This window comes from Pseudomonas sp. PAGU 2196, assembly GCF_022179005.1.
In the GTDB taxonomy this organism is placed as follows: Bacteria; Pseudomonadota; Gammaproteobacteria; order Pseudomonadales; family Pseudomonadaceae; genus Aquipseudomonas; species Aquipseudomonas kermanshahensis.
Genome location: NZ_BNTL01000008.1, coordinates 131,805 through 144,316 on the forward strand (window position 1 = coordinate 131,805; position 12,512 = coordinate 144,316).

Here is a 12,512-nt window from a genome sequence, read left to right on the forward strand (position 1 = left end):
CGTCCTTACCTCGCTGTGCTTATGAAGCGGTTACTTTCATATACCACAGCAAGGGGCCGGGAGTTCCCGGCCCGACGAGCGAATAGCGTTGTGCCTCAGCCTTTGAGTTCGGTTGGCTGGATCACTTCAACCCAGTAACCGTCAGGGTCCTTGACGAAGGCCAGGTGATTCATGCGGCCATCCGCCAGGCGTTTCTGGAAGGGCACGTCGAGTGCTTCGAAGCGCGCACAGGCCTCACGCACGTCCGGCACCGAAACGCAGATATGGCCGAAACCGCGTGGGTCGGTGTTGCCGTTGTGGTAGGCAAAATCGGCGTCGTTTTCGGTGCCGTGGTTGTGGGTCAGCTCCAGAACGCCTGGGATCGACTTCATCCACTGGTGGCGCGCGGCGTCGTCGGCAGGGATCTGCGCCGGGTCGACCAGTGCCAGGAAGTACAGGCTGAAGGCGGCTTCCGGGAAGTCGCGCTTGTCCACCAGGCGGAAGCCCAGAACGCGGGTGTAGAAGTCCAGCGACTTCTCGATGTCCTTGACCCGCAGCATGGTGTGGTTGAAGACGAACTTGGAGGTGGCGGCATCCGGCTGCGCGGTGACGCCAGGCAGGGTTTGCAGATCGTGCAGGCTCATGGGAACTCCTGAGACGGGGCCGGTGCGCGGCACCGGCAAAACAGACAGGCTGGCCATGATACGGCAGTGAAGCGATTGCGCAAATGAAAGCGCCCTGCACGAGGCAGGGCGCTTGAATTAGAGGCCCGCATGTGCGGGCGCGTGGGGTCGCTAGTCCTTTAGCTGTCTCGATACTGAGCCAGCGCTTGTGAAAAAAGTGTGAAGTCCATGTGGACGTTTCATCAGCGTACCCAGCTTTCAACGGTGGCAGCGCCGTACTCTTCTTTCCAGGCTTTCAGCCCGCGATGGTTGCCGCCTTTGGTCTCGATCAGCTCGCCCGTGTGTGGGTTTTCATAGACCTTGACCACGCGTGGGCGGCGCTGTTGTTTGGGGGCTGCGGCAGCAGGGCGGGTGGCAGCCTTGGGGTCGAGGATGGCGATGATATCGCGCAGACCCTTGTCATAGCTTTTCATCAGGCCGACTAGTTTCTGCTCGAATTCGATTTCGCGTTTGAGGCCGGCATCCTTTTTCAGCGCTTCCAGTTGAGCCATTTGTTCCTGAAGCGCTTTTTCGGCAGCACGAAACTCTGCAAGTCTGGACACTGTAATCACTCCTGTACGTCTTTCGTGGCAGGGCGTGACGAACATTGAAGAAGAACAAAACGCCGGCCACGGGGGTGGGTTCCGCTGTTCGCTGATATCGAGTGTAGTCATTCATCGCTACTGGGTAAACTGCAAACTTTTTATAAGTAAGCACGGAACTTTACGGGTTTTTCATGCGCCAGTTTTTGACGACTTCGACGGGGCTGGCGAATGGCTCTAGACCAAGGTCCAATAGCCCGGAATAGAGCCTTTGAGCGATCATTTCAGATGATGCTCGGCCACTGTTCGAGCATGTCGCAGTACCGCAGCAGGTGTTTGCTGCAGGTTGTTTTCGCCATTCTTTCTGGATATTTCCTCGCATGTTTGCCCCCCTCCCTCACGCCCCTGGGCGCCGTGTTGCCGGCCTGTTCCTTTTGTGTGCTGGCGTCAATGCCCAGGCCGCCGGTTTTCTTGAAGACAGCAGCGCCAAGGTTGAAGCGCGCAATGTCTACTTCAACCGGGATTTCCGTGACGGCCATAGCAGTTCCAGCCAGGGCGCGTCCAAACGCGAAGAGTGGGCGCAAGGCTTTATTCTCAATGTTCAGTCGGGTTATACCCAAGGGCCGGTAGGGGTTGGCGTGGATGCGCTGGGCATGGTCGGCTTCAAGCTCGATTCCAGCCCTGCGGACAGTAACAGCGGCCTATTGCCGTCGTCTGGCCATGATCCACGGCACTCGGCCGATCAATACGCGAAGATGGGCTTGGCGGCCAAGGTCAAAGTGTCCAGCACCGTGCTCAAGTACGGCTCGATGATGCCAGATGTACCGTTGCTCAAGTACAACGATGGGCGTTTGTTGCCGACGATGTTCCATGGCGCCATGCTGACCTCCGAAGAGGTGCGCGACCTGAAGTTCACCCTGGCCCGCCTAGACAAATACACCGCACGTGATTCCACCGATCGCCAGGACATTCGCGTGCACTGCAAGAACAAGCGCTATGCCTGCGACATCGAAGCCGACCACTTCGACCTGGCAGGCCTCGATTACCGTTTCAACGACCGTATCACTGCCCAGTATCAAGTGGCCAAGCTGGAGAATATCTATCGCCAGCACTTCCTCGGTCTGGTGGCCAGCCAACCGCTGGCGGTGGGCAGCCTGTCGGCCGACCTGCGCGTGATCAAGAGCGACGACATCGGCAATGCCCGCGCCGGCGACATCGACCACCGCGCCTTCAGTGGCATGCTCGGTTACAGCCTGGGCGGCCATAAAGTCAGCGCCGGCTGGCAGCGCATGTACGGCGAAAGCGCCATGCCTTACCTGGATGGCAGCAACCCGTACCTGGTCAACTACGCCCAGGTCAACGACTTTGCCGCCGCCCAGGAGCGTTCCTGGCAGTTGCGCTACGACTATGACTTCAAGGCACTGGGTGTGCCCGGCCTGACCTTCTTCACCCGTTACATCAATGGCGACCACATCAAGGTCCCGGGCAGTAACGCCGAAGGCAAGGAATGGGAGCGCGACACCGAGTTCAAGTACCAGGTACAACGCGGCACCTTCAAGGATGTCAGCGTGCGTCTGCGTAACTCCACGTACCGCAGCAACTATGAGAAGTGGGCGCGTGATATGGATGAGACTCGCGTCATTGTAAGTTACAACTTCTCCATCTTCTGACGGGGCGCTTTGCCAAGCGTGAGTGGCTAATCGACAATGGCGACTGGCATTGAAAGGGCAGGGCAATGAAAGACCTGTTGTTGATTGGCATTGGCCCGGGTGACCCACGCCAGGTTACCTATGAAGCGGTCGACGCGTTACGTCGTGCCAGCGTGTTTTTCGTGATCGACAAGGGCACGGAGAAGGACGAGCTGGTGCGCTTGCGCAAGGCTATTCTGCAGCGCTATCGGCCTGAAGGCGGCTACCGGCTGGTGCAGGTCGCCGACCCTTCCCGCGATGGCCAGGCGCTCGATTACGTGGGTGCTGTTCAGGATTGGCACCGGCAGCGGGCCGCGCTGTACAGCCGGTTGATCGCGGACGAGATCGGAGCCGACGATGTCGGTGCCTTTCTGTTATGGGGTGAGCCTGGCCTGTACGACAGTACCCTGCGCATTCTCGACTGGGTCCGCGAAGGCGGGCTGGCGCTGCGACTGCAGGTGATTCCCGGCATCAGCAGCGTCCAGGCCTTGGCGGCCCGCCACCAAGTACCGCTCAACCGTATCGGTGAGCCGCTGACTGTACTGCCTGGGCGTCGTCTTGCCGAACAGGCGCATATCGACAATGTGGTGGTGATGCTCGACGGGCAGTGCGCGTTTGCCTCGCTGGATGACCCGGGTTTGATGATTTATTGGGGGGCTTACCTGGGCACCGCAGATGAGGTGCTGATTGCCGGGCCTTTGCAGGCGGTGAAGGCGCAGATTCTGCAAGTGCGAGAGGAGGCGAGGGGGCGCAAGGGGTGGATCATGGACACGTATCTGTTACGCCGCGAGCTGTAGCTGGCTGCAACCCCCACAGTCGTTAAAGACCTGTGGGAGCAACTGTCTTGTGGTGCTTGTGCCGGCCTCATCGCTGGCAAGCCAGCTCCCACAGGTGCGGCGCTAGCCTGTGAGGCTACACAGTTCGGGTGGGAGCGGGCTTGCCCGCGAAAGCCGCCACTCGGGCATCAGGCCGTACCCAGTATGTCCACCACCTTGTTGCGCAATTGCTCGATGCTGAACGGCTTGCCAATCAGGTGCATGCCCTCCGGCACGTTTACGTTCTCGGCATAACCGCTGGCAAACAACACCGGCAGCAGTGGACGAAGTTCGCGTGCCCGTTGCGCCAGCACTTCGCCGCGCATGTCCGGCAGGCCCACGTCTGTCATCATCAGCGCCAAGGCCTGCGCAGGGTCTTCGAGCACCCGCAGTGCTACGGTGGCGTCTTCGGCTTCGATGACCGTGTAGCCCAACTCGTCGAGCACTTCGACCATCAGCATGCGTACGATGTCGTCGTCTTCGACTACCAGAAGATGCATGGTTTGGATCCTGTGAAAATGAATGTCTTTATTCTGTACGCCGGTAGACGGCAGAAGTTCCCGAGGATACCGATCCCTGCAATCAGATGGAACGATTCGCGCCTGCAACCTTCAAATGCTGGCTAAATGCCCTGCCAGAGCCAGCAAAGCTGGTTAGACTCGCTATTACCGGTGAGCGCGGCGGCAGACAATTATAACGGTCTTGGTGCCACACTTTTTCATGGATTCTTTTCGCTCGGGCGTTTTCAGATGATTCAAGTAGCCTCGATTGACCAGCAAAGCTTTCGCAAGCTGCTGAGTCGCAACATCGGCCTGCCCCTTGGGGTCGGCCTGCTGGGCGCAGTGGCGTTCGTCGCGGTGATCAACTACCTGCTCTCGGCCATGCAGTGGGTCGAGCATACGGACCGGGTGATCGGCAATGCCAACGAAACGGTCAAGCTGTCGATCGACATGGAAACCGGCATGCGCGGCTTCCTGATCACCGGCGACGAACGCTTTCTCGACCCTTACGAGGTGGCCAAGCCGAAAATTCTCGGCAGCCTGCAGAGCCTGCGCGGCATGGTCGAGGATAACCCGCAGCAGGTTGACCGTATCGATCGGCTGTTGGCCCTGCAACAGGCCTGGAATGACTTCGGCAGCGAGATGATTAGCCTGCGCCGCAGCGAGGGCAATTACCAGGCATCGATCGGCAATGGGCGCGGCAAGCGCATCACCGATGAAATCCGCAAGGAATTCGAAGGCCTGATCGACACTGAACAGCAACTGCGCATGGCCCGAAACGAGAAAGTCAGCTCGGTCACCGTGACCGCGATCTCGGCCTTCGTGCTGTTCATCGTCGGCCTCAGCGCCTTGCTGGCCTACCTCGGGCGCCGCGACCTCCTGGCGCTGTCGAGCAGCTATGACGAAAACCTGCAGGCCCAGCAGCGTGCGGCTGAGCGCCTGGAACACCAGGCCTGGTTGCGCAATGGCCAGACCCAGCTGGCCCAGCAGGTGCTCGGGCAGCTGACCCTGCCCATGCTGGGCGACAATATCCTGCGCTTCTTTGCAACGTACCTGGGCAGCGTGGTGGGCGCGGTGTATGCGCGCGACGAACATGGCCGCCTGGTGCGCGTGGCCACCTATGGCCTGAGCGCTGAGGAACAGGCCCGTGAGCAGATCAAAGGCGACCACGATGGCCTGTTGGCCCAGTCCATGCGCGAAGGCCGGCTGTTGTGCCTCGACGACCTGCCCGAAGACTACTACCGCCTGAGTTCGGGCCTCGGCAATGGCTTGCCGCGCAGTGCATTGCTGATGCCCGCCACCGATGATGGGCAGATCAATGGTGTGATCGAGCTGGGCTTCTTGCGCCCCTTGCAGCCGCGCGATGAAGAGCTGATGGAGCGGGTCGGCGGCAACCTTGGCATGTCCATCGAGAGTGCGCGTTATCGCCAGCGCCTGCAGGAAGTGTTGGCCGAGACCCAGCAGTTGAACGAAGAGCTGCAAGTGCAGCAGGAAGAGCTGAAAACCGCCAACGAAGAACTCGAAGAGCAATCACGGGTGCTCAAGGAATCCCAGGCCCACCTGGAAACCCAACAGGCCGAGCTTGAACAGACCAACGAGCAACTGTCCGAGCGCACCGACGCCCTGGACCGCAAGAACGATGAGCTCAGCCAGGCCCAGCAAGAGTTGCAGGCCCGCGCCGACGACCTGCAGCGTTCGAGCAAGTACAAGTCCGAGTTCCTCGCCAACATGTCCCACGAGCTGCGCACGCCGCTGAACAGCTCGTTGATACTGGCCAAGTTGCTGGCTGAGAACGGCGAAGGCAACCTCAGCGCCGAGCAGGTCAAGTTCGCCGAATCGATCTACTCGGCGGGCAATGACCTGCTGAACCTGATCAACGACATTCTCGACATCGCCAAGGTCGAAGCCGGCAAGCTCGAAGTGCGCCCTGAGACCACCCAGCTGGAGCGCCTGGTCGAAGGCCTGCGCGGCATGTTCCTGCCGCTGGCCGAGCACAAAGGCCTGGCCTTCGAGGTCAAGGTCGAGCCACAGGTGCCGGTGACGCTGTTCACCGACCGTCAACGGCTGGAGCAGATCCTCAAGAACCTGCTGTCCAACGCCATCAAGTTCACCGACCACGGCCAGGTCAGCATGACCATTAGCCACCAGGCCGGTACCGGAATCATCTTCGCCGTCCGTGACTCTGGTATCGGCATTGCCGCCGACCAGCAGCAGGCGATCTTCGGCGCCTTCCACCAGGTCGACGGCAGCAGCAACCGGCGCTATGGCGGCACCGGCCTTGGCCTGTCGATTTCGCGTGACCTGGCGCACCTGCTGGGCGGGCAGATCAACGTTGAGAGCAACCCGGGGCAGGGCAGCGTGTTCAGCCTGGTCATGCCCGAACGCTACGAACATGAGGACGAGGAAGTCGAGGCCCTGAGCCTGCGCCCTGCGGTAGACACTCTGCCGCCCGCGCCCAAGGCGTCCAACGCCGTGGCGCCGAAACTGCCGGCACCGACCTTCGCCGATGACCGCGAGCGGGCCCCCTTCAATAACCGCTGCATCCTGGTGATCGAGGACGAGCCGAACTTCGCCCGCATCCTCTTCGACCTGGCCCACGAGCTGGGTTACAGCTGCCTGGTGGCGCATGGCGCCGATGAGGGCTTTGCGCTGGCGTCCCAGTACATCCCCGATGCCATCCTGCTGGACATGCGCCTGCCCGATCATTCTGGCCTCACCGTGCTGCAGCGCCTCAAGGAGCTGGCCGGCACGCGGCATATTCCGGTGCACATCATTTCGGTGGAGGATCGCGTCGAAGCGGCCATGCACATGGGCGCCGTGGGCTACGCGGTCAAGCCGGCCAGCCGCGAAGAACTCAAGGAAGTGTTCGCCCGCCTGGAAGCCAAGCTGACCCAGAAGCTCAAGCACATCCTGCTGGTGGAGGACGACGACCTGCAGCGCGAGAGCATTGCCCGCCTGATCGGCGATGACGATGTCGAGATCACCGCCGTGGCCATGGCCCAGGACGCCTTGGCGCTGCTGCGCGAGAACATCTACGACTGCATGATCATCGACCTCAAGCTGCCCGACATGCTCGGCAACGAACTGCTCAAGCGCATGACTGCCGAGGACATCCGGTCATTCCCGCCGGTGATCGTATACACCGGGCGCAACCTCACCCGCGAAGAAGAAACCGACCTGCTCAAGTATTCGCGCTCGATCATCATCAAGGGCGCCCGTTCGCCGGAGCGCCTGCTCGACGAAGTGACGCTGTTCCTGCACAAAGTCGAATCGCAGTTGTCCCATGAGCGCCAGCGCATGCTCAAGACCGCGCGCAGCCGCGACAAGGTTTTCGAGGGCCGCAAAGTGCTGCTAGTGGATGACGATGTGCGTAATATCTTCGCCCTCACCAGTGCCCTGGAGCACAAGGGCGCCATCGTCGAAATCGGCCGTAACGGGCGTGAAGCCATCGAGCGCCTGGAGCAGCATGACGACATCGACCTGGTGCTGATGGATGTGATGATGCCGGAGATGGACGGCTTCGAGGCTACCCGGCTGATCCGCCAGCAACCGCGCTGGCGCAAGCTGCCGATCATCGCCGTGACCGCCAAGGCGATGAAGGATGACCAGCAGCGTTGTCTGCAGGCTGGCGCCAATGATTACCTGGCCAAACCGATCGACCTGGACCGTCTGTTCTCGTTGATCCGTGTATGGCTGCCGCAACTGGAGCGAATTTGACTAGCGAGCGTAACACCGACATCGAGATCCGGCTGCTGATCGAGGCGATCTACCTCAAGTACAGCTACGATTTCCGCAACTACTCTGGCGCTTCGATCAAGCGCCGGATCCTGCATGCCCTGCGCCAGTTCGACTGCCTGACGGTGTCGGCGTTGCAAGAGCGGGTGCTGCACGACCCGGGCATGTTCATGCAGTTGCTGCAGTTCCTGACGATCCCGGTCAGCGAGATGTTCCGCGACCCGAGCCATTTCCTGGCCCTGCGCAACGAAGTGGTGCCGCTGTTGCGGACCTGGCCGTCGATCAAGATCTGGGTCGCGGGCTGCAGCACCGGTGAAGAGGTGTACTCCATGGCCATCCTGCTGCGTGAGGAAGGCCTGCTTGAGCGCACCATCATTTATGCCACCGACATCAATCCGCATTCGCTGGATCGGGCCAAGCAGGGTATCTACTCGATGCAAAGCATGCGCGAGTATGAAGAAAACTACCGCCTGGCCGGTGGCCGTCGTGACTTTGCCGAGTACTACACCGCCGCCTATGGCAACGCCATCATGGACAGCAGCCTGCGCGACAACGTGACCTTCGCCGACCACAGCCTGGCCACCGACAGCGTGTTCTCCGAGACTCAGCTGGTGTCGTGCCGCAATGTGCTGATCTACTTCAACAAAGACCTGCAAGACCGGGCCTTGGGCCTGTTTCATGAATCCCTCTGCCACCGGGGCTTCCTGGTGTTGGGCAGCAAGGAGTCGGTAGACTTTTCGGCCTACAGCCAGCGCTTCGAGCCGCTGGTGAAGCCGGAACGGATCTACCGTAAGACATGAACGGCGCACGGGCAGTGGTGATGGGGGCCTCAGCTGGCGGTGTGGCGGCCTTGTTCCAGGTGCTCGGTGCGCTGCCGTCGGCCTTCGCCATCCCGGTGCTGTGCGTGCTGCACTTACCTGACGGGCGTCACAGCCAGCTGGCCGAAGTGCTGCAGCGGCGGCTGCAGCGCCCAGTGCGCGAGGCCAGTGACAAGGAACGGATCAGCGCTGGGATGATCTACGTTGCTGGGCCGGGGTACCACCTCTCGGTGGAGCGTGACCTGACGCTGTCGTTGAGCCAGGAAGCGCCGGTGCACTTCTCGCGCCCGGCCATCGACTTCCTGTTCATGTCGGCGTCTGATGCCTACGGCGCCAGCCTGCTTGGCGTGCTGCTGACCGGTGCCAATGAGGATGGCGCCGCGGGCCTGGCCTACATCAACAACAACGGGGGCCGCACGATTGTTCAGGACCCCCGCGACGCACAGGTCGCGCTGATGCCGGAAGCCGCCTTGGCCCTGCACCAGCCCGACCATATCCTTACTCTGAGTGGTATCGGGCAATTGCTCGCGACCCTGGAAACAAGCGCATGCTAAGCCACACCATCGCCAAACTGCTGATCGTCGACGACCTGCCGGAAAACCTGCTGGCGCTCGACGCCCTGATCCAGGGCGAAGACCGCGAGGTGCACCAGGCCCAGTCTGCGGAAGCGGCGTTGTCGCTGCTGCTGGAGCACGAATTTGCGCTGGCCATCCTCGATGTGCAGATGCCAGGCATGAATGGCTTCGAGCTGGCCGAGTTGATGCGCGGCACGGAAAAGACCAAGAACATCCCCATCGTGTTCGTCAGTGCGGCGGGGCGCGAGATGAATTACGCCTTCAAGGGCTATGAAAGCGGAGCCGTGGACTTTTTGCACAAGCCGCTCGACACCTTGGCAGTGAAGAGCAAGGTCTCGGTGTTCGTCGACCTGTTCCGCCAGCGCAAGGTGCTTGGTCGGCAACTGGAAGCCCTGGAGCGTAGCCGTCAGGAGCAGGAGGTGCTGCTGGGCCAGCTGGAGCGGGCGCGGTGCGAGCTGGAGCATGCGGTGCGCATGCGCGACGACTTCATGTCGATCGTCTCCCACGAGGTGCGTACGCCACTCAATGGCCTGATTCTGGAAACTCAGCTGCGCAAGATGCACCTGGCACGGGGCAACCTGGAGGCTTTCAGCGCAGACAAGCTGCAGGCCATGGTCGAGCGTGACGAGCGGCAGATCAACAGCCTGATCCGCCTGATCGAAGACATGCTGGACGTCTCGCGCATCCGCACCGGCAAGTTGTCGCTGCGGCCCAGGGTGTTCGATATCGGCCAACTGGTGCGCGGCCTGGTGGAAAACTTCAGCGCCCAGGCCACCGCGCTGGAAACCCATATCGCGCTGCAACGTTGTGAAACGTTGCAGGGTGAGTGGGACGAATTTCGGATTGAACAAGTGGTGGCCAACCTGTTGTCCAATGCTTTGCGTTACGGTGAACGAAAACCGGTGCAGGTGCGGGTGTTCGCTGAGGACGGCATGGCCTGGGTGCAGGTGCAGGATCACGGCATTGGCATCAGCGCCGTCAACCAGCAGCGCATTTTCCAGCAGTTCGAGCGGGTCGCAGCACACCAGGCCAGCGGCGGGCTGGGGTTGGGGCTGTACATCTCCGAGCAGATCGTCCAGGCCCACGGCGGGCGGATTCTGGTGGACAGCGAGGAAGGCGAGGGCGCCACATTCACGTTGCAATTGCCGCTGGCAACGTTCAAAGAACAAAACGACCAGGCGCGGGCAACCTCTGCGTAAGCCTGGGGTCAGATGGCCAACTGTAAGAATTTCAAGGCGTTATCATGAGTGAAGATGCACAAGATGTGGTGCTGGTGGTCGAGGACGAGCCGGCGATTCGGATGATTTTGCGCGACTACCTGGCCGGCGAGGGGTATCACGTGCTGGTGGCCGAAGACGGCGAGCAGGCGTTCAAGATCCTGGCGAGCAAGCCGCACCTGGACCTGATGGTCACCGATTTTCGATTGCCAGGGGGCATCTCTGGGGTGGATATCGCCGAGCCCGCGGTAAAATTGCGGCCGGAGCTGAAGGTGATTTTCATCAGTGGCTACCCGGCCGAGATTCTCGAATCGGGCAGCCCGATCACGCGCAAGGCGCCGATCCTGGCCAAGCCCTTCGACCTGGATACCCTGCACGAGCAGATCCAGGTCCTGTTGCGCTGAGCCTACCCGGATGTAGGAGCGGCCTTGTGCTGCGATGAGGCCATTGCAGCCACAGAAAAGCAGGTGCCCATGCCGGCCTCTTTCGCAGCGCAAGGCTGCTCCTACAACAGCGTGAACGTTAGCGCAGGGTTCGCTCAATGCCTCCCCGCAACAGGCTTTCCATCAAGCCCAGCCCTTCGCCTTCCGGCAGGCGCCGCGCCTGCAGCAGCCCTGGCAACTGGTTGAGCAGCGTCGCCAGCACATGCGCGGTCGCCGCCAGCGCTTCGCCTTTGAGGCTTGCCTGCGGTGCAATCAGGTGCAGCACCCCGGTTTCGTAACGCCTGCGCAGTAGCATCAGGCGCGACTGTTGCGCCTCGCTCAAACAGCAAAAATCCCGCTCGGCCAGGCGAAACTGCAACGGCCGCTCGGCATGCAACTGCCAATGTGCCGCAATCAGGCACGACAACGCCGAACCGCCACGGGCCATGGCCCTGCGCCCAAGGTCCAGGGTTGCCTGCAGCTCCTCGTACAATTCTTCGATCAAGTCGTACAGTAGGTCCTGCTTGCTGGGGAAGTGGTGATACAGCGAGCCCGCAGTCAGCCCGACGTGGGCCGCCAGCTCACGCATGCTGACCTGGCCGAAGCCCTTTTCGGCAAACAGCGCCATGGCCCGGTCACGTCGCTCTTCAAAATTGGCACAGCGCATTGCAGCGTTGACCGGGGGCATGGCACTTGCTCCTCAATAGGTGAAGAAACCGCGGCCGCTCTTGCGCCCCAGCCAACCGGCCGCGACCATTTCCTTGAGCAACGGCGCTGGGCGGTACTTGCTGTCACTGAAGCCCTCATGGAAGGCCTCCATGATTGCCAGCAGGGTATCCAGGCCGATCAGGTCGGCCAGTGCCAGTGGGCCGATCGGCTGGTTGCAGCCCAGGCGCATGCCGGTGTCGATGTCCTCGGCACTGGCCAGGCCTTCCTGGCGTACGAAGATCGCTTCGTTGATCATTGGCACCAGAATTCGGTTGACCACAAAACCTGGGCGATTGCCGGCGCTGATTGGGGTCTTGCCAACCTTCTCGGTCACCAGCAGGGCCTGGGCATAGGTGCTGTCGCTGGTCTGTAGGCCACGGATGATCTCGACCAGGGCCATCATCGGCACCGGGTTGAAGAAATGCACACCGATGAACCGCTCGGGGTGCTCGATGCTCGCGGCCAATTGCGTGATCGACAGCGACGAGGTGTTGGTGGCAATCAGGCAGTCGGCGGCCACGCTGGCAGCCACTTGCTGAAGGATGCGCTGCTTGAGCTGCAGGTTCTCGGTGGCTGCCTCGATCACCAACTGCGCGCCACTGAGTTGCGCGTAGTCGGTGCTGGTGCGAATACGGGTTTTCGCTGCCTCGGCCTTTTCGGCGTCGAGCGTGCCTTTGCTGACCTGGCGCTCGAGGTTCTTGCGCAAGGTAGCCACGCCACGCTCCAGCGCGGCATCGGCAACGTCCACCAGCAGCACGTGATAGCCCGCCACGGCGCACACCTGGGCAATGCCGTTGCCCATGGTGCCCGCGCCGATCACGGCAATCTGTTCGATGTTCATGTGTCAGTTT

General features: G+C 61.3%; 12 protein-coding genes. 7 read left to right on the top strand and 5 right to left on the bottom strand.

The annotated features are described in order from the left end of the window. Positions 1-95: 95 nt before the first annotated feature. Both gloA and MFF34_RS08010 read right to left on the bottom strand, forming a co-directional pair. Positions 96-623: a lactoylglutathione lyase gene (gene gloA / locus MFF34_RS08005; protein WP_027593726.1), complete on the bottom strand. Its 528-nt coding sequence runs from the start codon at positions 621-623 to the stop codon at positions 96-98. A gap of 221 nt (positions 624-844) precedes the next feature. Then, positions 845-1,204 carry a histone-like nucleoid-structuring protein, MvaT/MvaU family gene (locus MFF34_RS08010; RefSeq protein WP_238212287.1) on the bottom strand — a complete coding sequence of 120 codons (360 nt, stop codon included), beginning with the start codon at positions 1,202-1,204 and terminating at the stop codon, positions 845-847. A gap of 359 nt (positions 1,205-1,563) precedes the next feature. Between MFF34_RS08010 and MFF34_RS08015 the strand changes: the two genes are divergently transcribed. Together MFF34_RS08015 and cobF are read left to right on the top strand one after the other, a co-directional pair. Next, positions 1,564-2,853: an OprD family porin gene (locus MFF34_RS08015; RefSeq protein WP_238212143.1), complete on the top strand. Its 1,290-nt coding sequence runs from the start codon at positions 1,564-1,566 to the stop codon at positions 2,851-2,853. A 65-nt stretch (positions 2,854-2,918) separates the two neighbouring features. Beyond that, positions 2,919-3,668 carry a precorrin-6A synthase (deacetylating) gene (cobF, locus tag MFF34_RS08020; protein WP_238212146.1) on the top strand — a complete coding sequence of 250 codons (750 nt, stop codon included), beginning with the start codon at positions 2,919-2,921 and terminating at the stop codon, positions 3,666-3,668. A 167-nt stretch (positions 3,669-3,835) separates the two neighbouring features. Here the strand turns inward: cobF and MFF34_RS08025 are convergent, their stop codons facing one another. After that, on the bottom strand, positions 3,836-4,186 hold the full coding sequence (locus MFF34_RS08025) for a response regulator (RefSeq protein ID WP_238212171.1): 351 nt from the start codon (positions 4,184-4,186) through the stop codon (positions 3,836-3,838). Between the two features lie 249 nt (positions 4,187-4,435). On the opposite strand from MFF34_RS08025, the gene MFF34_RS08030 reads away from it, so the two are divergent. Genes MFF34_RS08030 through MFF34_RS08050 form a run of 5 tightly spaced genes read left to right on the top strand, consistent with a single transcriptional unit; the run spans position 4,436 to position 10,935 of the window. After that, positions 4,436-7,903: a response regulator gene (locus MFF34_RS08030; RefSeq protein WP_238212173.1), complete on the top strand. Its 3,468-nt coding sequence runs from the start codon at positions 4,436-4,438 to the stop codon at positions 7,901-7,903. Continuing rightward, positions 7,900-8,721, top strand: a complete 822-nt coding sequence (locus MFF34_RS08035) for a protein-glutamate O-methyltransferase CheR (RefSeq protein WP_027593720.1) — start codon at positions 7,900-7,902, stop codon at positions 8,719-8,721. Before MFF34_RS08030 ends, MFF34_RS08035 begins: the two co-directional genes overlap by 4 nt. After that, entirely contained in the window at positions 8,718-9,293 is a 576-nt protein-coding gene (locus tag MFF34_RS08040; protein WP_099429783.1) for a chemotaxis protein CheB, read from the top strand. Before MFF34_RS08035 ends, MFF34_RS08040 begins: the two co-directional genes overlap by 4 nt. Further along, complete coding sequence (locus MFF34_RS08045) at positions 9,287-10,513, top strand: hybrid sensor histidine kinase/response regulator (protein ID WP_238212175.1); 1,227 nt, start codon at positions 9,287-9,289, stop codon at positions 10,511-10,513. Before MFF34_RS08040 ends, MFF34_RS08045 begins: the two co-directional genes overlap by 7 nt. Before the next feature lie 44 nt (positions 10,514-10,557). Then, positions 10,558-10,935, top strand: coding sequence for a response regulator (locus tag MFF34_RS08050; RefSeq protein WP_238212177.1), 378 nt, complete (start codon positions 10,558-10,560; stop codon positions 10,933-10,935). A 118-nt stretch (positions 10,936-11,053) separates the two neighbouring features. Here the strand turns inward: MFF34_RS08050 and MFF34_RS08055 are convergent, their stop codons facing one another. Then, entirely contained in the window at positions 11,054-11,641 is a 588-nt protein-coding gene (locus MFF34_RS08055; protein ID WP_238212179.1) for a TetR/AcrR family transcriptional regulator, read from the bottom strand. A 12-nt stretch (positions 11,642-11,653) separates the two neighbouring features. Next, complete coding sequence (locus MFF34_RS08060) at positions 11,654-12,502, bottom strand: 3-hydroxybutyryl-CoA dehydrogenase (protein ID WP_238212181.1); 849 nt, start codon at positions 12,500-12,502, stop codon at positions 11,654-11,656. Positions 12,503-12,512: the final 10 nt, after the last annotated feature.